The organism is Spirosoma foliorum (assembly GCF_014117325.1).
GTDB lineage: Bacteria > Bacteroidota > Bacteroidia > Cytophagales > Spirosomataceae > Spirosoma > Spirosoma foliorum.
This window is the reverse complement of record NZ_CP059732.1, coordinates 3,104,756-3,124,898: the sequence shown is the minus strand read 5'-3', so window position 1 is coordinate 3,124,898 and position 20,143 is coordinate 3,104,756. Positions and strand designations below refer to the sequence as shown.

The window sequence follows — 20,143 nt, the reverse complement described above, 5'->3', positions numbered from 1 at the left end:
TGTTGTATCCAGAACGGGGCAGTGCCGATTTGGATACAGAAAACCCTCATTTTCGGATCATCGGGATCTGCAAATTGGTTGGTCGGTTTGCTTCTGTATCGAAACCGCGCCCATCTACATTCCGTGCCCCCCAGAATAATAGATCGTTCAATACATAAATCAAGTCAAATTCGGCGAAGATTTGCCCGTCGATGAGCCCAAATGGAGGAAAGGCTTTCCCCAGAATACTTTGTGTTCCGTTTACTTCCCATTGGACAAATCCATGACTGGCGAGTTGGTGCATGGCGTCGGCAAACCCTTGTAGTAAGGGTGTTACTTCATAGGCCTCGTCGGCAATAAAGTCTATTTTTTGGGCACCTTCCGCAATCGGGTGCGGGCCTTGCCAAAGTACGTGTCCTTTAATGGTCATTCTTACCAAGGGCACTTTGCCATAGGCATCGGCAGAATTAACTACGACAAGCTCAAATTTGTCATCGGCTAAATAGGTGAAATCCCGCGTGAGGTAAAACGGCTTCATGCTGCCGTCGGTGCTTTTGCTGATGCTTGGTCGGATTTCAGGAGCGATGCTTTTCCAACTGCCCAGAATAGATTGTTTAACTTGATCGACTGTCATTTCCTTGTATTGTTAGAAGTCTCGTTTTGGACGTGCATAGGGTGCCTGGAGGTCTTTTGGGTACCAATAGTCAACTGCCCGTTTTAGCGCAAGCAAAGTTGTTACCTTTGTCTATAAGTGACAAGTAGTCAAGATAACCGGTACTAGTACATTTTTTTAGACTAATGGAAAATTCGAGAAAGAACAAGGATTTTAACCCGAACAATTGTCCGGTTACCCATTGTCTGAACCGGATAGGCGGCAAGTGGAAACCGTTACTGATTTATGCCATCAGTAAAAATTGCAATCGGTTTAGCCGGCTACAAAAAGCGGTGCCCGCTATCAGCAAGCAAATGCTGGTTAATCAATTGCGGGAGCTGGAAGAAGATGGTATTCTTGAGCGGATCATTTATCCCGAAATTCCACCACGCGTCGAATACAAGGTTACGGAATACGGTCAATCGCTAATTCCTATTTTGTATGTGATGCAGGACTGGGGTCTGAACGATTTGAAAAGAATGGCAAATGAAAAGGAGCAGGCTTCAGATCGTGTTTAATGGCGATTCCATACACCTATCATCCGTAACGGCGGACTGCTATAACAGAAGTGCTGTCCACTTCTTACTGCGGAAGAAGTTACTGACTTAGTGTTGGGCTTTGGTCGCTAAAAAGGTCGTGGCTGATGACTTTGGAGGAAAAATCTCCTTTTTATCGCTGGTATGTCTTGGGCATAAAAAGACCTCCGATCTGGTTTTGATGTTGCCCAAAACGAAGAAAGGAGGTTCTTTTATTACCATCCCCACAAAATTTGGGATGACTGCTGTTTCAAGTACAGGCCACTGATAGCCCTGTTTTAAAAGCTGATCTACTGACTAATAGAATTTTTTAGACCCCTTCTGCTTCCACAAGTTTCACCTCAGGCACCAGACGAGTGAGTAGGTTTTCGATACCAGCTTTCAGCGTAAGCGTGGAAGAAGGGCAACCGCTACATGAACCTTGCAGCAATACCTTAACCGTACCACTGGGTTCGTCGAACGAATAAAAATTAATAGCCCCACCGTCTGACTCAACAGCTGGTTTGATGTATTGATCCAGGACAGCTTTTATTTTCTGTACCGTTTCGGAATCCATATCAAGTTTGGTGCTATTCACATCCATAGTCCGTTGAGCAAATACGGGCTTCTGGTCACCAAAATACTCTTTCAGGAATAACTTAATCTCAAATAAAACTTCATCCCAATCGGTTTCGTCGTCTTTCGTGACGGTCACGAAATTTCCCGAAATAAACACCCGACGGACAAACTCAAAGCCAAAAAGAGCGACAGCCAAAGGCGATGCTTTTCCTTCGAGGAGCGTGTCACCCGGTGTTGCGTAGTCGAATGAAAGTCCAGAGGGTACAAGCTCAAAATTAACGACGAACTTCATCGAGTTCGGATTGGGACTTCCTTCCGTAAAAATGGATACGGGACGGTTTAGCGTAGAATTCATTGTCAGGAAAGTTTCAGTTCACCGGTACAAGGGCCGGTAGTAGTAGGAAAGTAACAGCTTGACTGATTTTTTAGTTTTTACAAATGAAAAAACCCGCTTAACGATTGTTAAACGGGTTCTTGCTTTCAAACCTATAAGGTTTTCAAAACCTTATAGGTTTTTAGAATTTAAGCAGCTGCTTCAGCAACAGGAACTGTTTCAACAGCTGATGGTCCTTCTGGGATGATATCCACGTACGAGCGGCTATCGCGGCCTGGACGGAATTTCACAGTACCAGCTACCAGAGCGAAGAGCGTATAATCTTTACCTAAACCGACGTTTTTGCCGGGATGGTGTTTCGTACCGCGTTGGCGAACGATGATATTGCCGGCAATAGCCGACTGACCGCCGAATAATTTTACACCCAGGCGCTTGCTGTGGGAATCGCGACCGTTTTTGGAACTACCTACACCTTTCTTGTGTGCCATTGTCTTTAAAAGAGTTCTAAAGTTATAGGGTTATATAGTTTTAACGTTTTTGTGCTAAATCACTTTATCACTTGTTGACTATACAACTTTACAACTGTTTATAGAGTGATGTCTTCGATCAGGACTTTCGTCAGATACTGACGGTGGCCATTTTTCTTTTTGTAACCTTTCCGACGCTTCTTCTTGAAGACGATAACTTTTTCGCCTTTCAGGTGTTCAACGATTTTAGCGGATACCGACGCTCCAGCGACGGTCGGAGCACCGATGCTAATGCTCCCTTCGTTGTCAACAAGGAGAACCTTCACCTTGTCGGAGGCAAGAGCAGCGTCCACATCGCCTTCTAACCGGTGGGTATAGATAGTGCGACCTTTCTGGATCTTGAATTGCTGTCCTGCGATCTCTACGATTGCGTACATGTGTTGTGTATGAAATTGGAAATGAGGGTGCAAAGGTAGTAGTTATTTCCTGAAAATCCAATACACCACTTAATGTACGCGTATTTTTTGTCCAGGCCGAAGCCGTGAGCCTGATATGTGGTTTTTACGCTTCAGTGTCGATAACGACATTCCATAACGCTCGGCTATGGAGCTAAGCGTCTCACCCGATCGAACCTTATGCAAGACAGTCCGTTTAAAGCGCGGCCGGGAGCTAGATTCGGATGATGACGACGATCGACCTCCTCGCAGATAATCCCAAACTGAACCTGTTAACAGAAAATGATCCGAGTTAATCGTGTTTTCCGGAAACGAGAAGATATTGAGCGGGCTGAACGGGTTGCCTTCATAGCGGGTCTCAAAGTGTAGGTGAGGGCCAGAACTACGACCTGTACTGCCTCCCAAACCGAGTTGGTCTCCAGCTTTAACGAGTTGACCTGTCTCAACGGTTTGCTTCGACATGTGCCCGTAAAGTGTTTCCAGTCCGTTGTAATGCCGGACCAATACATAGCGACCATATCCATTCCCATCCCAGCCCACTACGCGCACAATACCGTCGAAAGCAGAATAAACCGGATTTCCGGTTTCAAGGTCAAGATCGGTACCTGTATGCCAACGTCCCCAGCGAAACCCAAAATTCGACGTCATTTTACCTTCGTCCAGCGGGGCCGACCAGTAGCGGTTGGCAGGTGGGTCGTACAGCTTAATATCAATCGTTTCGTCGAATTCGAGCGGATTAATATTATACGGATCAACCGTTCGGGAATCCCAGACAGCGTAGTAATCGGCAATTTTCACCCATTCGTTACCGACCAGAACCGAATCAATTACTTCGACAACGCTGGTTTCGCCCTGATCGAGCTGGCTGGTATCTTCACTAACAACCGGGTTTAATTCTTTTTTCGGCTCAAACTGGTTGTTAAAGCGCAGTTGAGTTGGTTCCTGATCAAATTGGTCGTCCGCTTTTTGCGGCTGTTCGACGACCGGGGCATTCGGATTAGCTCCGTTTTTGGGCGTGATACGCAGGTTATTTTTAAATCGCCCGCGCTCCTGAGCCTGTGCCGTTACGGTAATGCACAAACACCCAATGGCCAATAGCCACTGTGTAGCGGTTCTTCTCATCGATAAGTAGATGAGTTTACCGTTTTCTGTTTACGGTTGGCTGACGCGAGCAAGGTGATGCATCAGCCAACCGTAAACAGAAAACGGTAAACTAGTTTTGTTAATGAACAATTTCTTCGCCCTGCATTTCCAGCGTGACTAAATAACGTTCTGCGTCAAGGGCGGCCATACAGCCTGTACCCGCTGCCGTGACAGCCTGACGATAGATGTTATCCTGGGCGTCTCCGCAGGCAAATACACCAGGTATATTAGTTCGGGTGCTTCCTTTCTCAGTCAGAATGTATCCGTTGTCATCCAGCTCGATATAGTCCCGGAAAATGTCTGTATTGGGTTTGTGACCAATTGCCACGAAAAAGCCAGTCACGTCTAAAACGCGCGTTTCTCCGGTCACGGTATTTTTTACCAGTACTCCAGTTACGTCTTCATCACCCAGAACCTCTTCCGTTGCTGAGTTATAAAGAATTTCGATATTATGGGCCGATTTAACTCGTTGTTGCATAAAATGCGACGCCCGCATTTCATCACGACGAACCAGCATATATACTTTGCGACAGAGGTTAGCTAAGTAGCTGGCTTCTTCGGCAGCGGTATCGCCCGCACCAACAATGGCCACATCCTGGCCTCTGAAGAAGAAACCATCACAGACCGCACAAGCCGATACACCACGGCCATTCAACCGCATTTCGGAAGGGAGACCGAGCCATTTAGCCGATGCACCCGTCGAAATAATAACCGAGTCGGCGGTGATTTCGTGTTTGTCGTCAACAATAGCCCGGTGAGGGTTCCCTGGTCCGGGTTGCTCGGCGAAAATAACTTTTGTTACCAGGCCATAGCGAATGTCGCTACCAAAGCGACGTGCCTGTGCTTCCAGATCCTGCATCATTTGCGGACCATTGACGCCGTTAGGATAGCCTGGGAAATTATCTACTTCATTTGTGATGGTAAGCTGCCCACCAGGTTGTTCGCCCTGATACAGAACGGGTTTCATATTAGCCCGTGAGGCATAAATAGCAGCTGTATATCCGGCAGGGCCGGAACCTATAATTAAGCACTTAACGTGTTCGGGAGTCATTGCAATGGAAATGAGTTGCCTGGTAACTAAAAATACGACTCCCTAAATAGGGAGCGCATTGTGACAACGTACACAAAATTGAAAAAAATCCCGCAAACAGCAATGATTTACGCGCTTCGATTTGCGAATTACGATTTATAGAAGGCGAGTCGTATTGGCGTCAGCCAAATCATAATTCGTAAATCGAACATCGTAAATCACTGTATTTTCCACTCGATGCGCCGGTTAAGTCGCCGGTTCTCATCTGTTGTGTTCGGAACAAGCGGGTGCGCTTTGCCATAACCCACCGCCCGAATACGACCCGCATCAATGCCTGCTTTGGCGAGGTAAGTGACAACGGCCTGGGCTCGTTTTTGGGAGAGTCCCAGGTTGGCAGCCGCATCGCCTTTGTCATCTGTATGCCCCGAAATCTCAACTTTGAGGGTTGGATTGGCCTGCAAAAACGTCGATAATCGGTCAAGTTCTGTTTTGGATTTTTCGGCAAGGTCATAGCGCCCTGACTCGAAAAATAAATTATTTAGCGTTTCATTGGCCGACGTGCCCGATACGGCTGGTTCCAACGGTACAGTTAATGACAAACCATCACCTTTCGTTTTCTGGGTAAAATCAAAGGAAAGGCTTTTGAAAAGGTAGCCCGGCTGACTTACGTACAAGGCATATTCACCGCCACTTGGTAATACGGCTGTATACTGCCCGGTCTGACTGTCTGTTTGCACACGGGAAACAACTTGATTCGTTTTTAAGTCGATTAACTCAAGGCTGGCATTGAGGGGTTTCTTGGTTTTTGCATCGGTGACCACGCCTTTCAGGTATGTTACCGGCTTGACCCGTTCGCGCAATGACTCTGGTAAGTCGAATGCATAAAGCCTTGATTTCTGCGAAACGCCATCTTTCTGTTCTTCGTACGAGTAATAGGCGCGAGTTCCATTGGCCGAGACAAACAACGATGCCTGATCTTCTGAATTGTTGATCGGATAGCCTAAGTTCGCAGGGGCCGACCAGCCCGATGCGCTATTGTCGGCGACAAACAGATCATAGCCACCCATGCCAACATGCCCTTCTGAGGCAAAAAACAAACTCTGCCCGTTCGGATGAATGAAAGGCGATGCCTCATTGAACGGTGTGTTGACGGGTTCCCCCAAGTTAACGGGCTCGTTCCAGTCGCCAGTGGCACTCCGTTCGCTTCGCCAGATGTCGCGACGCCCTTTGCCTCCAGGACGATCTGATACGAAATAAAGCTGTCGTCCATCAGCCGACAAAGCTGGCTGTGACTCATAATAACGCGAATTGATGGGCGTGCCCAGATTTTCAGGATTCGACCAGTCGTTGCCCGTTTTGTGGCTCATATACAAGTCACAACTGCCGAATCCTTTGCGCCCCTGACAAGCTGTAAACACAATGGTACGCCCATCGGCCGACAAACTGGCTGTGCCTTCGTTTTCGGGTGTATTGATATTGGTGGCAAGTGAGGTAGGGGGTGACCAGGTTTCTCCGTTGAAGGTCGACGTCATTAAGTCTTCATCACCTTCTGGTTTCAACGCTGTAAAAACCAATGTTTGTTCATCGGCTGTGAGCACCGGAAAGTACTGAGAGGGTGTTGTTTGTAAAACAGACGATAGGGGTTTGGGTTCGACAGCCTGCGGATGTTGCATGGCTTCCTGCGCAAAACGTGCGGTTTCAATTTGGCGGGCAATTCGCTTGGCCTGCGTCGATTGCGGGGCAAACATCGTCTGATATTTTTCGAGATAGGGGAGTGCTTCGCTGTATCGCCCCAATCGAAGTAAAGTATTGCTCAATGACTGATAAGCGGCTCCAGAAGCAGGGTTATCGGGTTGAAGTTTTATGGCGCTCCGATAAGACGCCAGAGCAGGGTCGTACCGTTTCTTGAATTCGTAAAGCTGACCGAGTTTTAGATAGGCATCTGTAAAGTTGGGGTCTTGCTTGATCGCCTGCTCCATAAACGGAATGGCTTCATCGGCTTTCCGTTCACCAAATAGCTTGATCGACTGTGCGTAGAATTCCTGGGCTTTAGGAGTTTGGGCGGAAGAATAATGGATAATGACTAATGTGAAATGAATAATGAACAGGAGTTTCCAATACTTTAATTCCATTATCCATTGTACATTAGTCATTATCCATTTCCTTACGGAATATCCATGTACTTGTGCGTTTGCAACGAAATTTGCCATTGCGGGTGATCTTTTACGTATTCAACGATACGAGGTAGCATTTCATTGGAACGCCCCCATTCAGTTTGCAAAAAGAGCCTGCAATCGGGACGTAAATGTGGCACAAACGACTCGGCAAATGCAAAGTCAGATTGATTGTAGATAATAACTTTTAGCTCGTCCGCTTTATTGTAAATGTCGGGGTTGGGGGCTTTAAATTTCTTTGGCGAAAAACAAATCCAATCCCAGGAACCCGTAACAGCCTGACATACGCCCGAGGTTTCAATGTTCGTTTGAAATCCTGCTGCCTGCAAAGCGGAAGTTAACCCTGTCAGGTCGTGCATGAGGGGTTCTCCGCCTGTAATGACGGCCATTCGTCCGGGATATTGTAGGGCACTATCAACGATAGACTGAATCGATAATTTCGGATGCAGGTCGGCATCCCAGGATTCTTTGACGTCGCACCAGAAGCAGCCTACATCGCACCCGCCAAGCCGGATAAAATAAGCGGCCCGTCCTGAATGGGCACCTTCGCCCTGAAGCGTGTAAAAAGCTTCCATGACGGGCAGGGAGGTAGTTGTCGATTCGATTGTTGTTTGTTGATTCTGTTCTAAAAGCATATACAAAGATACAGAAGGTTCACTGGAATGCTTCGTTGTGTCTATCGGGCCCACTGCTTTTCTGCCTGCATAAATAGACCCATTGCCGAGGATTTTAGTTTCAGGAATGAGAAGTGACAGGCGTTTTTTTGCAGAAAGTCCTGAAATTCTTTTTTACCTTTGCGCCATGATTTCCCAACGGGCTACACATTCTCCCTTCCGACATCGTCGCCATCATCGCGGCTACTAAGCCCGTGCGACTACGTGTTGCCTCGTCAAAATATCGAAAAACCTGTCCATTTTCCTGTACTTTTGCCCCCTGATTGCATAAATCATCGCGAACCATGTGGGTTGCTAGTGATTTTTTGCTGACAATCAATCGAGTACGTAGTGTATGGACGCTATCATACATCCTATATCATACCTCAGTTAATGTCTTCTGTATTACGCATTGCCCTGCAAAAAAACGGTCGTTTAAGCGAAGATTCATACCAGCTTTTCAAAGAATGTGGTATCAGATTCGATTACGGAACCGGTAAACTCAAGTCCATTTCGTCGAACTTCCCCGCTGAATTCCTATTCCTGCGTGACGACGATATTCCTGGTTACGTTGAAGATGGCGTAGCCGATCTAGGCATCGTTGGCGAAAATGTAGCCGTCGAAACCGGTCGGCCGGTGACAACGATTCACAAGCTGGGCTTTTCCAAATGCCGCCTGTCCATTGCAGTTCCACGCGGTATTGAATGGACTGGAATTCAACATTTGGATGGTAAAAACATCGCCACGTCCTACCCAAATTTATTAGGTAAATATCTGGCTGAACAAGGCGTGAAAGCCGAGATTCATGAGATTAGTGGCTCGGTTGAAATTGCGCCAAGCATTGGCCTCGCCGAAGCGGTCTGTGATATTGTCAGTTCGGGGAGTACGTTGTTGAGCAATGGATTGAAAGAGGTGGAAACGATTTTCCGTTCCGAAGCCATTCTTATTGCCCGCCCCGAACTGGATGCCGACAAACAATCGTTAGTCGATAAGCTCCTGTTCCGGATCAAGTCGGTTCAGGCTGCCAAAAACAATAAGTACATTGTACTGAATGCCCCAAACCATGCCCTTGGGCAGATAACATCATTGCTGCCCGGCATGAAAAGCCCAACGGTAACGCCATTGGCTACCGAAGGCTGGAGTTCGGTTCATTCAGTATTGAACGAAAACGATTTCTGGGAAAATATAGAAGCCATCCGCGCTGCTGGTGCCGAAGGTATTCTGGTGATCCCGATTGAGAAAATGATCTATTAAAAAGGAGGGAGGGGAGAAAAGGTGGAGAGGGAGGAAGGGTATTGCCCGCTTATTAACCCTCTCCTCCCGCTCTTCCCCTTCTTCCCTTCCTCCTTTATTATATGAACATCATCCCGTTTCCTGCCCGCGCTGAATGGCCTGCTTTACTAGCCCGGCCTGTTCAATCGACCGAACAGATTGAAGCTGCTGTAGCTCCCATCCTGGCACAGGTTCGTTCTGGTGGCGACGCTGCCTTGGTTGAACTAGCGAAGAAATTTGACAAGATAGACCTGGAAAGCAGCCAACTGCAGGTTAACCCTGACGAACTTGATGCCGCTGAAGCGCAACTAAGCGATGAACTGAAAGCCGCTATTCGGCAGGCGTACCAGAACATTCGGTTGTTTCACGAGCGACAAAAACAGCCTGTTGAGAAAATCGAAACAATGCCAGGGGTTATTTGCTGGCGCAAAAGCGTAGGTATCGAAAAGGTTGGGTTATACATTCCAGGGGGAACGGCACCACTTTTCAGCACCGTACTGATGTTGGGAATTCCTGCGCAATTAGCTGGTTGTCGTGAAGTTGTTCTCTGTACGCCCAGCAATCACCCTGCCATTTACTTTGCTGCCAAATTAGTGGGTGTAACCAAGGTATTTCGCATTGGTGGCGCACAAGCTATAGGGGCTATGGCGTATGGAACGGAGTCAGTGCCAAAGGTTTATAAAATTTTCGGTCCAGGTAACCAATACGTGACAGCGGCAAAAATGCTGGTAGCCAAAGAGGGCATGGCCATCGATATGCCAGCCGGACCCAGTGAAGTTGCGGTATATGCCGATGACTCAGCTATCCCGGCCTTTGTTGCGGCAGATCTACTATCACAGGCTGAGCATGGAGCCGATAGTCAGGTGTTGCTGGTTTCGACCAGTAAAAAGCTGCTGAGCAGTGTTAATCTGACGTTGAGCACACAGCTAAGCCGACTCCCTCGTCAAGAGTTCGCTGGTAAGGCGCTGGAAAACAGCAAGATGATTTTGCTCGATAACCAGACGGATGCTATCGATCTGCTGAACGACTACGCTGCCGAGCATTTAATCCTGAGTATTGAAAACGCAGAAGAAGTTGCCGATAAAATCATTAATGCAGGTTCTATTTTCCTGGGGAACTATACCCCCGAATCGGCCGGTGATTATGCATCGGGGACCAATCATACGTTGCCAACCAATGGGTTTGCGCGGGCTTATAGCGGTGTGTCGTTAGACAGCTTTGTTAAGAAAATTACGGTTCAACACATAACTGCAGAAGGTTTGCAAAACGTTGGCCCTGTAGTTGAAGCGATGGCCGAAGCCGAATCCTTGGAAGCCCACAAGCGGGCTGTGAGTTTACGACTGGCAAGCCTTGCGGAAGTAAATCCGGCCTGATTTTGTTATCTTGCTGAACATAATAAGATAAAATTATGAGCCAGTTATTGATTGAAATAGATTCGGAAGAAAACGTAGCCATACTGCTTTCTTTGCTTCCTAAGCTAGGTGGACATTTGATTGAAAAAAAGGTAGTATCAAAAAAGCCAACTCTGGCAGAGGTGTTAGAGGAAATTATTCAATCGGGCGGAGCTGGAGAATCTTTCGGTGATGCGTCGGAGTGGCAACGGGAAATTCGCAGTTGGGATAGAGTGCTTCATGGTCGGGAAGAATGATTTTAGACAGTAATATCATTATCTATTCCGTACAGCCAGAGTACTTATCGCTGGCTCGATATCTACAGGCCAATCAGGAAATTGTGCAGGTTTCGCTAATTTCTACACTTGAGGTTTTAGGTTTCAGTCGCTTAGACCCTATTGACAAACGTAAGTTTGAAGCATATTTAGGTAGTGCTAAGCTATTGCCAATTACCGATGAGATTATTAATAAAGCTATTCGATTACGCCAGCAACGCAAGCGCTCACTAGGTGATTCAATCATTGCGGCTACAGGGCTGATTTATAATCAGCCAATTCTGACAAATAATGTGGCTGATTTTGCCGATGTTGATGGCTTAGCGGTTATTTCGCTGGCATCGGTTTTATTGTAATTTTTATGCTTGATCTCCTTTCCCTTCGTGCCGATACCCCCGGCACTCAGCATGTCGTTCATGTGAACAACGCGGGCGCAGCGCTGATGCCAAAACCAGTAATTGATGCCATAACGCAACATATTGCTTTAGAAGCCGAGATTGGTGGCTATGAGGCTGCCGGAGCTCGTCAAGAAGCCATTCAGGAATTTTATACCTCGACAGCTGACTTACTGAACACTACCGCGAATCATATTGCTGCAACAGCCAGTGCGACTGATGCCTATGCCAAAGCACTATCGTCAATTCCGTTTCAGCGAGGTGATGTAATCCTGACCACAACGAACGATTATGTTTCCAATCAGATTGCGTTTTTATCGCTGCAAAAAAGGTTTGGAATTGAACTAGTTCGGGCAGAGGACGAACCTACGGGTGGTGTATCGGTGGCCGATATGGCCGAAAAAATTAAGACGCTTCGGCCACGTCTTGTGGCGGTTACCCATGTGCCAACAAACTCTGGACTGGTGCAGTCGGTTGAAGCGATTGGGAAAATCTGCCGGGAATACGACCTGTTATATCTGGTAGATGCCTGCCAATCAGTAGGGCAGCTACCCGTTGATGTAACCCAGATTCACTGCGATTTTCTGTCCGCTACCTGTCGGAAGTTTCTTCGGGGGCCGCGTGGTATGGGGTTTCTGTATGTATCAGATAAGGTTCTGACGGCCAATATGGCTCCGCTCTTTGTCGACCTTCATGGCGCTTCGTGGGAATCGGCCAACAGCTATCAGTTGGAGCCGACTGCTAAACGGTTTGAGGATTGGGAGTTTCCGTATGCACTAGTCTTGGGTGCTGTCGAAGCGAATCGCTATGCTCTATCTGTCGGCATTGACGCCATCGCACAACGAAATGCTCAGCTTTGTACAATACTCCGAACGCAACTGAGTCAATTGCCGGGTGTTCGTCTGTACGATGAAGGTGAGCGATTATCAAGCATAATCACCTTGTTCAGCGAAACCAAGTCGGCGGCTGAATTGAAGGCAGCTTTATCAGCCCGGCATATCAATACCTCTATCAGTCCTTATGGAGGGGCTATCCTGGATTTTGGCCGGAAAGGCATGTTGACCGCTACACTTCGGATTTCGCCACACTACTACAACACCGAGGATGAAATGAAGACGTTTGTTGATGCACTAAACGATATACTCAGATGAAATTAGCGCGAGCAACAGCAGGTGCCATACAGTCTACGCTCTCTGCTACAACATGGTTTATAACCAGTTGTCTTGTTCTGCTACAAACAAGTTTGGTACAAAGCCAGGATCTGTCTGGGAAACAGATTTTTGAGCGGATGTTACGGGTTTATGCTGAGGCAAATACGTATCAGGATCAGGGAAGTGTACAAACCGATTTTTATGAGTTAGGCCAGAAGGAACCAAAAATTACAAACACCCTGAACTTCACAACGGCCTACAATCGGCAAGCAGCCCGATTCCGTTTTCAATATGAAGTTCAAGATAGTTTTGAGTACAAAGGGAAAAAAATAGGGCGTGCTACCCCGCCTGAAAAGATGGTGATCTGGAGCCAAGGGAATAATGTGCAACGATGGTGGACTATAGACGATTCGACGAGTCGAGAAGCGTCCTTGGGAGATGCCTTAGCTGTAGCTACCGGCGTTTCGGGCACGTCGTCCCGCAAAGTTCCTTACTTACTTATGCCTAAAGCTACAGATGCTGGCTGGGGTATCGATTCGCTGCAAAATGTGAAATTACTTGGTACCGATGTACTGGACAAAGCATCCTGCTATCGACTTACGGGGCATCTTGCCAATGATTATTGGAAAAATAAGGAGATTTTGCTCTGGGTTGATCAGAAAACCTTCCTGTTGCGCCGGGTTGATGAAGCCGATTCATCAATTAGCAAGCCAAAGCAACTGGTAAAAAAGAGTCTGACCTATCAACCTATTCTTAACCAGCCTGTTTCCGAAGAGGCACTCACGTTCGAGCCTCCTCGGCCTGTCGGTAAGTCAAGTATCAAGTCTACTGTACGCGATATGCTTTACCCAGTAATTAGCTTAGTGGGAGTAAGTTGCCTGATCTACTTATTGTCGAAAAGGAAAAAGCAGCGCTTATAAATTGATTGCTCATGAAACACCTCGCTGACCTCCTGCTTTTGGGTGATCCACGTCTGTACGAAACCTGCGAGCCAGTTTTGGAATCAGAGCTTCCGTTGGTGATAGGCTGGGCGGCCGATTTGCACAACGTGATGGAAGAAATCAGAGCGAAGTACCAGTTTGGACGAGGCATTGCCGCTCCACAGCTCGGTATTATGAAACGGCTGATTTATCTGAATGTAGATCGTCCCCAGATTATTATCAACCCCGAATTGGTTACCGTTAGCGACGAGACCGATGAACTCTGGGACGATTGCATGAGTTTCCCAAATTTACTCGTGCGTGTCCGGCGACATTGCCGTCTGACACTGGCCTATCGGGATGAGCACTGGCAACCGCATACCTGGGCGATCACAGACTGGAAACTGGCCGAGCTGATCCAGCACGAATACGACCACCTGAACGGCATACTTTGTACCATGCGGGCAATCGACGAACGATCATTTCAGTGGCGACCAACACCAACTAGTAGTTAAGTAGCCCTTTATTAGTTAATCTCTGTGCATCAATTTGGGGTCATAGAAAAGTGTCCGTATTTTTAAGGAAATAATTCCTCATTATGACAATCATAGCCATCGCCAATCGCCTGGGCGGCAATGAAATACTCGGACGAGTTATTCGTAGTGAAGCCGACTTGATGCAGCTTATTGAGCAGGGGGTGCCTAAAGCAACGATTCGATATCTGGCTGATTCATTGGGTATTGAACCAAAAGAATTAGTGGAGTATTTGCCCGTTACACCCCGTAATCTACAACGTTACCAGGACAGTGACCGCTTGAGCGACATTGTTTCGGATCATATTGTTGCGTTAGCCGAACTGTTCGAACACGGCGAAGATGCCTTGGGTAAAGCGTATTTTCGGGATTGGCTTCATGGTTCAATTTTATCGTTAGGGAATCGACGTCCGGTTGAATTTCTCAAAACGCACAAAGGAATTGGTATCGTTGACCGCGAGTTGGGTCGGATTGAACACGGAATTTTTGCCTGATGGAGTTATTTCGGGTTACTCGCCAGATATACGCCAATGACCTGTCGGGTAATGGGGCCGCTGTATACGGAGGTCGATGGAACGAAGTTGGTAAACCCGCTCTTTATACGACTAGCAGTCGATCGCTGGCAATTTTAGAGACATTGGTTCATTTACGCCAATCGCAGCCTCCAACCGATTACCGGGTTTTGGTTTTGTACGTACCAGATCATATTCCCGCTGTAAACAGTGGGCAGTTGCTTGAAAACTGGCAAATCGACGAAGCCTATACACAACAAGTTGGAAGTAAATGGCTGGCTTCCAATGACTCACTTCTGTTACGAGTACCTTCCGTAATCGTTCGGTCAGAGTATAATTATCTGCTCAATCCAGCACATGTTTTTTTTGCTGACGTAAAACTAATTGCCGTGGAGTCCATTGAATTTGACCCACGATTTTTTCAGAAATTAAGCTAATGCAACCATTCAATCTCAATAATCTCCTTCGCCCCCACATTCTATCGTTGACACCCTATTCTTCGGCTCGTGACGAGTATACGGGTAAGGTGGGCGTGTTTCTGGATGCCAATGAAAATCCGATTGGGTCAACTACAGATACGGGCGATTACAACCGTTACCCTGACCCACACCAGTGGGCCATCAAGCAGAAACTGGCACCCATCAAAGGGGTTCGGCCTGAGCAGATTTTTCTGGGAAATGGTTCGGACGAACCCATTGACTTACTCGTTCGGGCTACCTGTGTGCCGGGCAAGGACAATTTGTTGATTATGCCGCCAACCTATGGCATGTATGAAGTGTCGGCGGCTGTGAATGATGTTGAGTTGGTCAAAGTGCCACTAACGCCCGATTTTCAGGTAGATACCGAGGCTGTGCTGGCTGCTATCACGCCCAACACAAAACTGATCTGGCTGTGCTCGCCCAATAATCCGTCGGGCAATCTGCTCCAGGCCGATGCCATTCGGACGATTCTCGAAGCTGCCGATCATTCGTTAGTGATTGTAGATGAAGCCTATATTGATTTTGCTGATACGCCTTCCTGGACGAGCGAGTTGGATAAGTACCCAAATCTGGTCGTATTACAAACCTTCTCGAAGGCGTGGGGATTGGCTGCGTTACGGTTAGGAATGTGTTTTGCGTCGGAAGAGCTTATTGGGATACTCAATAAAATCAAACCACCCTATAACATTTCGGCACCTACGCAGGTACTTGCTCTGGATGCGCTTTCGCACGAAGACGAGAAGAATGACATGGTTCGGCAAATTTTGACGGAACGGCAGTTTTTGGCCGATAATCTACGTTCTTTGCCATCTGTGCAGGTTATTCACCCCTCCGACGCTAATTTTTTACTCGTTCAATTTGCCGATGCCAAAGGGATGTTTGAGCACTTGATTGACCAGCAAGTGATTGTTCGGGACCGATCAAAAGTGAAACTATGTGGTGGTTGTTTACGTATTTCGGTGGGAATACGCGCTGAAAATGAACGACTGTTGGCCGTGATGAATACAATAGAAAACGCAACGGAAAGTATAGATTTACCCCTCGGAACGGGCGACGATGCCACAAAACCAGAGGCTGTTTCAAATGCCTGAGTTTTTGTGCTGGCATTTAGGGGAAAATGACCTGTTACGAGATACGAACCCTGTAGTCTAAGGGAGATTAATTACTTACTCTATGAAAAAATCGTTTTTAATAACCGTATTGGCCCTCGCTGGCTGGGTAGTATCGACAAACGATGCACAGGCGCAGTATAATAACTGGGCGATCGGCGCTCGTATTGGAGAGCCGTCAGGCGTGAATATTCGAAAATACTTCGGCACGAACCATGCCTTCGATCTAAACATCGGGACCTATGGCGGTATTTACGGCACCAAGCGGAGTTATCGTTCCGGTGATTATAAAAGCGTTGGTCTGGCTATCCAGGGCCACTACTTATGGCATACAGCCCTAACGAAAAGCGAAAGTGTACGGGCGTATTATGGATTTGGTGGACAACTCAACAATCGTCGCTATTATCCCGATTATTTGGCTGGGCAATCCGTTGACTACGTAAAAGGGAATCTTTCGCTTGGTGGTTCGGGTATTGCCGGACTAGAGTTTTTTCCGGTTGGCAAACCCTACTCGTTTTTCCTGGAAACCGGTGCTTACGTCGAGCTTTTCCAGGCCCCATTCTTCCTGAACTTAAATACAGGTGTGGGGCTACGGTATAATTTTTAAAAGAGGGAGAATGGAAGAAAGGGAGGAGAGGGAGGAAAGGGAAAAGAGGGAGGAAGAGGAATACAAGGACTCTATATTCTCCATTTCTTCCATTCTCCCTCTTTCCCCTTCCTCCCTCTCCTCCCTTTCCTTCCATGTTCAAAATCTACAGTTCTTCGGCGGGGTCGGGTAAGACGTATACGCTTACCAAAGAGTACCTGAAACTGGCACTTCGGCCAGCTGCGAAGGACGATTATTTCCGGCATATTCTGGCCGTAACGTTTACAAACGCTGCCGCTAACGAGATGAAGAACCGGATTCTCGAACGGCTCTCTGATATTGCCGGTACAAAAGAACTTCCCTTGCTGGATGAATTGGTCGTCGAACTCTACGGCACACCGCTAAACACCGATTCATTCGCCATTGCCAAGACTGAATTACGCAAAAAAGCCTCATCAGTTTTTAGAACAATTCTCCATCGCTACGCCGATTTCAGTGTCACAACGATTGACTCGTTTACGCAGCGTGTCGTGATGGCTTTTACCGATGAACTTGGGTTGCCCTATTCGTTTGAGGTAGAAATGGAAACCGACGAAGTCCTCGAGCTGGCCATAGATAACCTGATTGAAAAGGCGGGCACAGAGGAGATGGAGGAGATTACGGCAATTCTGAGCGAGTATTATACGAATACTGCTGCGGAAGGAAAAAGCTGGAACCAACTACCCGAACTGCTTAAGGAGTTTGGCCGAAATCTTACCTCCGATCAGTTCTACGATGCTGTAAATGCGGCTCAGGAGCTATCGCCAGGGGCACTGCGAACTATCCGGCTTCAATTGATGGAGCATAATCGGCAGGTTGAAACCTCAATTGTTGATCAGGGCCAACGAGCCTGGTCGTTGATCACCAGCAAAGGACTTAGTGAAGAGGATTTTAAAGGCAAGAAGAACAGCGTAGCCGCTTATTTTAAGACGATTGCCTTTTCTAATTTCGAGAAAGAACCAACTGCTACACACCGGAAGCAGATTGAAGGTGACTGGTATGTTCCCAAGTCTCCGCTTACCATAACAGGTCCTATAGACAGTATTAAAGAAGAACTGTGCAACTGTTTTGACCAGATTGAGGTCATCCGAAGCGAAAGTAGTCGGGAAGTAACGTTGTTCGATTGTTTGTTGCCGCATTTGCAGAAACTGGCGCTATTGAAGCAAATGCGCGTAGAATTCGATGATTTGCTTCAGAAAGATGGTCGGGTGCATATTTCAGAATTCAACAAGAAAATTCTGAGTATTGTAGCAACGGAGCCTGTGCCGTTTTTGTATGAACGACTGGGTACGAAGTACAACCACATCCTGATCGATGAATTTCAGGATACCTCGCGACTCCAGTTTGCCAACCTACTGCCACTCATTGAAAACTCCCTTGGGGCCGCTCATTTCAACCTGGCTGTAGGCGACGGCAAACAGGCAATTTACCGCTTCCGGGGGGGCGATATGGATCAGATTGTTGCCTTGCATCGGCAGGATCTGGAAAGTCTGAAAGTGGCGCACAATCCGGCGTCCTGGACCGCCGACCGCATCGGTATGCTCGACGGGCAGCTGGAACCCGAAATACTGGATACCAATTGGCGGAGCGCGGAGCCAATTGTCCGATTCAATAATGATTTTTTTGAGTTCGTGGCCCGTCAATTCGAGTATCAGCATCCGAAACTGACGGATGTGTTTGATGCCGAACGGCAGTTTCATCAGAAAGCGCAACCCAAAGCCAACAAGGCAGGGCATGTTCAGATTGATTTCGTTGATAAAGATGACGAACTCGGTAAAGACCTCACGACACAAATGCTCGAAACGACCATTGCGCATCTGGAAAAATCGTTGCTAGAAGGGTATCAGTATGGCGATATAGCGATTCTGTGTCGGAAGAAATCGCACGCCAGAATCCTGGCCAATGAATTGAACATACGCCAGATTCCATTGGTCTCGGCCGATTCGTTATCGTTGGAATTTTCAGATCCGGTAAAATGGTTGATTACGGTCATGCAGGTGTTGCAGCGTCCCGATCTGCGGATGCTTCGCTATGAATTGCTCTATCTATTTCATCGGGTTGTACAGGGTATTTTTCCTGATGATGCGTTGACCGAGAAACTTCGTAACGTGGCCGAAGACGACATTTCGGCAGTCTATGATTACCTGGCCGTAGAAGGCTATCCACTCGATCCGTATGTATTAGGACAACTAAATCCATACGAGTTAGCTGAGCGCCTGATCGCCCAGTTTGATCTATTCAATCAGGCGGAACACAATCCATTTTTGTTTCGATTCCTGGATGAAGTGCTGACGTTCAACCAGAAACGAAGCGGCCATCTGAGTGATTTTCTGGTGTATTGGGAAAGTGTTCGGCAGAAGATTTCGGTGGAGGGGAACGCCCGTAATGCGGTGAGTATTCAAACAATTCACAAGTCGAAGGGGCTGGAGTTTCCAGTGGTCATTATTCCGTTCGCCAACTGGCGGGTTGAGCCGATAAACGACAGTACGATCTGGCTCGATCTGGCCGAGATTCGTACCGATGCCCTGTCGCACGCAACCGAACTGGGGAAATTTGCCCGACTCACATCTGCTCCATCGAACACGACCAGCAAACTACGCAGTGCCCCTGCGTCGATAGCAGCTCAATATGAAGAGGAGTTGACGCGGACCTTTATCGAGAATATGAACCTGCTGTATGTCGCGTTTACCCGACCAACGGATCGGTTATATATCATTACCAAAGGAGGTGATTTTGAGAAGGTTGGCAATCAGAAAGACGTTAGCTATTGGCTGCATGCGTTCCTGCGCGATAGCGAAGTGGCCCGAAATTGCGGCTGTGCCTGGGAGAAAGGCCGATCGAGTTATGAAATAAGTCTGTGTTCGGATGCGGTACCGCATTATCGGCCAGAGGAAGAGATCGATGAGATTTATCTGGACACGATCGTCAGTGGCAATCGGGGGCAGGATATGCAACTTCGTCGGCTGGCCGATCGTATGTTTGACGTGGCCACCTTTGAGCGTACGCGCGAACGAGACCGTAAGTTGTGTGCAGCGTTGAGCCTGATAAAAGGCCCAGAGGTTATTGACACCGTCCTTCGTCAACTCGTTAGCGAAGGGCTTATCCGAAAAATCGAATGCGAAGTATTAAAATTAAGTTTGCTGGCGATTGTCTCTCACCCAGACCTGGCTGCCTTGTTCGATTCATCCCTTCGCGTTGATACCGATCGAACTATTCTGAGCAGCAAACGGATGCATGGTGCGCCCCATCGGGTGGTGCATTACCCGAATGGACAGGTCGTTTTAGTTCAATATGAATCAAGGCCAGTAGAAAAAGAAGATCAGAACGACAAACCAGTGACTACCTTACGCTATTTCGCAAATTTGTATCGGGAAATGGGGTATCCTGAAGTTGAGGCACGATTGGTGTACTTGTCTGATGAGCCAGAGGTGGTGCGGGTGGTTTGAAAATGTATGATGATTAATGAAAAATGTATAATGGGTAAGACAATAATAGATTCG

21 protein-coding genes are annotated in these 20,143 nt (G+C 47.5%); 13 read left to right on the top strand and 8 right to left on the bottom strand.

Annotated features, from left to right (window positions below; translation table 11 throughout):
* Nucleotides 1-46 precede the first annotated feature (46 nt).
* Nucleotides 47-613: a hypothetical protein gene (locus tag H3H32_RS13080; RefSeq protein WP_182463127.1), complete on the bottom strand. Its 567-nt coding sequence runs from the start codon at nt 611-613 to the stop codon at nt 47-49.
* A 164-nt stretch (nt 614-777) separates the two neighbouring features.
* Between H3H32_RS13080 and H3H32_RS13075 the strand changes: the two genes are divergently transcribed.
* Nucleotides 778-1,149 carry a winged helix-turn-helix transcriptional regulator gene (locus tag H3H32_RS13075; protein WP_182463126.1) on the top strand — a complete coding sequence of 124 codons (372 nt, stop codon included), beginning with the start codon at nt 778-780 and terminating at the stop codon, nt 1,147-1,149.
* A gap of 328 nt (nt 1,150-1,477) precedes the next feature.
* On the opposite strand, the gene H3H32_RS13070 is transcribed toward H3H32_RS13075, so the two are convergent.
* The 7 genes from H3H32_RS13070 to H3H32_RS13040 form a co-directional block, all read right to left on the bottom strand.
* Nucleotides 1,478-2,080 (bottom strand): NifU family protein, encoded by a 603-nt coding sequence (locus H3H32_RS13070; RefSeq protein WP_182463125.1) that lies wholly within the window; start codon nt 2,078-2,080, stop codon nt 1,478-1,480.
* 167 nt (nt 2,081-2,247) lie between these two features.
* Nucleotides 2,248-2,547: a 50S ribosomal protein L27 gene (gene rpmA, locus H3H32_RS13065; RefSeq protein ID WP_182463124.1), complete on the bottom strand. Its 300-nt coding sequence runs from the start codon at nt 2,545-2,547 to the stop codon at nt 2,248-2,250.
* Between the two features lie 98 nt (nt 2,548-2,645).
* Nucleotides 2,646-2,963 carry a 50S ribosomal protein L21 gene (gene rplU, locus H3H32_RS13060; RefSeq protein WP_157588287.1) on the bottom strand — a complete coding sequence of 106 codons (318 nt, stop codon included), beginning with the start codon at nt 2,961-2,963 and terminating at the stop codon, nt 2,646-2,648.
* A 69-nt stretch (nt 2,964-3,032) separates the two neighbouring features.
* Nucleotides 3,033-4,103 (bottom strand): peptidoglycan DD-metalloendopeptidase family protein, encoded by a 1,071-nt coding sequence (locus H3H32_RS13055; protein ID WP_182463123.1) that lies wholly within the window; start codon nt 4,101-4,103, stop codon nt 3,033-3,035.
* Nucleotides 4,104-4,203: 100 nt separating this feature from the next.
* The gene (gene trxB, locus H3H32_RS13050) at nt 4,204-5,175 is read right to left on the bottom strand and encodes a thioredoxin-disulfide reductase (protein ID WP_182463122.1); all 972 of its coding nucleotides are present in this window, start codon (nt 5,173-5,175) and stop codon (nt 4,204-4,206) included.
* Nucleotides 5,176-5,372: 197 nt separating this feature from the next.
* Complete coding sequence (locus tag H3H32_RS13045; protein WP_445265559.1) at nt 5,373-7,286, bottom strand: OmpA family protein; 1,914 nt, start codon at nt 7,284-7,286, stop codon at nt 5,373-5,375.
* A 32-nt stretch (nt 7,287-7,318) separates the two neighbouring features.
* Complete coding sequence (locus H3H32_RS13040; RefSeq protein ID WP_240543760.1) at nt 7,319-7,963, bottom strand: 7-carboxy-7-deazaguanine synthase QueE; 645 nt, start codon at nt 7,961-7,963, stop codon at nt 7,319-7,321.
* Between the two features lie 411 nt (nt 7,964-8,374).
* Here H3H32_RS13040 and hisG point away from each other — a divergent pair, with 411 nt between their 5' ends.
* The 12 genes from hisG (at nt 8,375) to H3H32_RS12980 (ending at nt 20,089) form a co-directional block, all read left to right on the top strand.
* Nucleotides 8,375-9,235 (top strand): ATP phosphoribosyltransferase, encoded by an 861-nt coding sequence (gene hisG / locus H3H32_RS13035; protein WP_182463120.1) that lies wholly within the window; start codon nt 8,375-8,377, stop codon nt 9,233-9,235.
* Nucleotides 9,236-9,336: 101 nt separating this feature from the next.
* The gene (hisD, locus tag H3H32_RS13030) at nt 9,337-10,626 is read left to right on the top strand and encodes a histidinol dehydrogenase (protein ID WP_182463119.1); all 1,290 of its coding nucleotides are present in this window, start codon (nt 9,337-9,339) and stop codon (nt 10,624-10,626) included.
* A 35-nt stretch (nt 10,627-10,661) separates the two neighbouring features.
* Nucleotides 10,662-10,901: a hypothetical protein gene (locus H3H32_RS13025; RefSeq protein WP_182463118.1), complete on the top strand. Its 240-nt coding sequence runs from the start codon at nt 10,662-10,664 to the stop codon at nt 10,899-10,901.
* Entirely contained in the window at nt 10,898-11,275 is a 378-nt protein-coding gene (locus H3H32_RS13020) for a type II toxin-antitoxin system VapC family toxin (RefSeq protein ID WP_182463117.1), read from the top strand. The genes H3H32_RS13025 and H3H32_RS13020 overlap by 4 nt, the downstream gene beginning before the upstream one ends.
* A 5-nt stretch (nt 11,276-11,280) precedes the next feature.
* The gene (locus tag H3H32_RS13015) at nt 11,281-12,465 is read left to right on the top strand and encodes an aminotransferase class V-fold PLP-dependent enzyme (RefSeq protein WP_182463116.1); all 1,185 of its coding nucleotides are present in this window, start codon (nt 11,281-11,283) and stop codon (nt 12,463-12,465) included.
* Nucleotides 12,462-13,385, top strand: coding sequence for a hypothetical protein (locus tag H3H32_RS13010; RefSeq protein WP_182463115.1), 924 nt, complete (start codon nt 12,462-12,464; stop codon nt 13,383-13,385). The genes H3H32_RS13015 and H3H32_RS13010 overlap by 4 nt, the downstream gene beginning before the upstream one ends.
* An 11-nt stretch (nt 13,386-13,396) precedes the next feature.
* A complete protein-coding gene (locus tag H3H32_RS13005) occupies nt 13,397-13,900 on the top strand; it encodes a peptide deformylase (RefSeq protein ID WP_182463114.1) in 504 nt (167 codons plus the stop codon).
* 83 nt (nt 13,901-13,983) lie between these two features.
* The gene (locus H3H32_RS13000) at nt 13,984-14,412 is read left to right on the top strand and encodes an Xre family toxin-antitoxin system antitoxin (protein ID WP_182463113.1); all 429 of its coding nucleotides are present in this window, start codon (nt 13,984-13,986) and stop codon (nt 14,410-14,412) included.
* On the top strand, nt 14,412-14,867 hold the full coding sequence (locus H3H32_RS12995; protein ID WP_182463112.1) for an RES family NAD+ phosphorylase: 456 nt from the start codon (nt 14,412-14,414) through the stop codon (nt 14,865-14,867). The genes H3H32_RS13000 and H3H32_RS12995 overlap by 1 nt, the downstream gene beginning before the upstream one ends.
* Nucleotides 14,867-16,000: a histidinol-phosphate transaminase gene (hisC, locus tag H3H32_RS12990; RefSeq protein WP_182463111.1), complete on the top strand. Its 1,134-nt coding sequence runs from the start codon at nt 14,867-14,869 to the stop codon at nt 15,998-16,000. The genes H3H32_RS12995 and hisC overlap by 1 nt, the downstream gene beginning before the upstream one ends.
* An 82-nt stretch (nt 16,001-16,082) precedes the next feature.
* Nucleotides 16,083-16,625: a hypothetical protein gene (locus tag H3H32_RS12985; RefSeq protein ID WP_182463110.1), complete on the top strand. Its 543-nt coding sequence runs from the start codon at nt 16,083-16,085 to the stop codon at nt 16,623-16,625.
* Nucleotides 16,626-16,759: 134 nt separating this feature from the next.
* Entirely contained in the window at nt 16,760-20,089 is a 3,330-nt protein-coding gene (locus H3H32_RS12980) for a UvrD-helicase domain-containing protein (RefSeq protein ID WP_182463109.1), read from the top strand.
* The last annotated feature ends 54 nt before the right edge of the window (nt 20,090-20,143 follow it).

Coding starts and splice junctions, on each gene's coding strand:
- rpmA (WP_182463124.1), bottom strand. CDS start 2,547: ATGGCACACAAGAAAGGTGTAGGTAGTTCCAAAAACGGTCGCGATTCC.
- rplU (WP_157588287.1), bottom strand. CDS start 2,963: ATGTACGCAATCGTAGAGATCGCAGGACAGCAATTCAAGATCCAGAAA.
- H3H32_RS13015 (WP_182463116.1), top strand. CDS start 11,281: ATGCTTGATCTCCTTTCCCTTCGTGCCGATACCCCCGGCACTCAGCAT.
- H3H32_RS13010 (WP_182463115.1), top strand. CDS start 12,462: ATGAAATTAGCGCGAGCAACAGCAGGTGCCATACAGTCTACGCTCTCT.
- trxB (WP_182463122.1), bottom strand. CDS start 5,175: ATGACTCCCGAACACGTTAAGTGCTTAATTATAGGTTCCGGCCCTGCC.
- H3H32_RS12985 (WP_182463110.1), top strand. CDS start 16,083: ATGAAAAAATCGTTTTTAATAACCGTATTGGCCCTCGCTGGCTGGGTA.
- hisG (WP_182463120.1), top strand. CDS start 8,375: ATGTCTTCTGTATTACGCATTGCCCTGCAAAAAAACGGTCGTTTAAGC.
- H3H32_RS13080 (WP_182463127.1), bottom strand. CDS start 613: ATGACAGTCGATCAAGTTAAACAATCTATTCTGGGCAGTTGGAAAAGC.
- H3H32_RS13075 (WP_182463126.1), top strand. CDS start 778: ATGGAAAATTCGAGAAAGAACAAGGATTTTAACCCGAACAATTGTCCG.
- hisC (WP_182463111.1), top strand. CDS start 14,867: ATGCAACCATTCAATCTCAATAATCTCCTTCGCCCCCACATTCTATCG.
- hisD (WP_182463119.1), top strand. CDS start 9,337: ATGAACATCATCCCGTTTCCTGCCCGCGCTGAATGGCCTGCTTTACTA.
- H3H32_RS13055 (WP_182463123.1), bottom strand. CDS start 4,103: ATGAGAAGAACCGCTACACAGTGGCTATTGGCCATTGGGTGTTTGTGC.
- H3H32_RS13045 (WP_445265559.1), bottom strand. CDS start 7,286: ATGGAATTAAAGTATTGGAAACTCCTGTTCATTATTCATTTCACATTA.
- H3H32_RS13040 (WP_240543760.1), bottom strand. CDS start 7,963: ATGCTTTTAGAACAGAATCAACAAACAACAATCGAATCGACAACTACC.
- H3H32_RS12995 (WP_182463112.1), top strand. CDS start 14,412: ATGGAGTTATTTCGGGTTACTCGCCAGATATACGCCAATGACCTGTCG.
- H3H32_RS13020 (WP_182463117.1), top strand. CDS start 10,898: ATGATTTTAGACAGTAATATCATTATCTATTCCGTACAGCCAGAGTAC.
- H3H32_RS13005 (WP_182463114.1), top strand. CDS start 13,397: ATGAAACACCTCGCTGACCTCCTGCTTTTGGGTGATCCACGTCTGTAC.
- H3H32_RS12980 (WP_182463109.1), top strand. CDS start 16,760: ATGTTCAAAATCTACAGTTCTTCGGCGGGGTCGGGTAAGACGTATACG.
- H3H32_RS13000 (WP_182463113.1), top strand. CDS start 13,984: ATGACAATCATAGCCATCGCCAATCGCCTGGGCGGCAATGAAATACTC.
- H3H32_RS13070 (WP_182463125.1), bottom strand. CDS start 2,080: ATGAATTCTACGCTAAACCGTCCCGTATCCATTTTTACGGAAGGAAGT.
- H3H32_RS13025 (WP_182463118.1), top strand. CDS start 10,662: ATGAGCCAGTTATTGATTGAAATAGATTCGGAAGAAAACGTAGCCATA.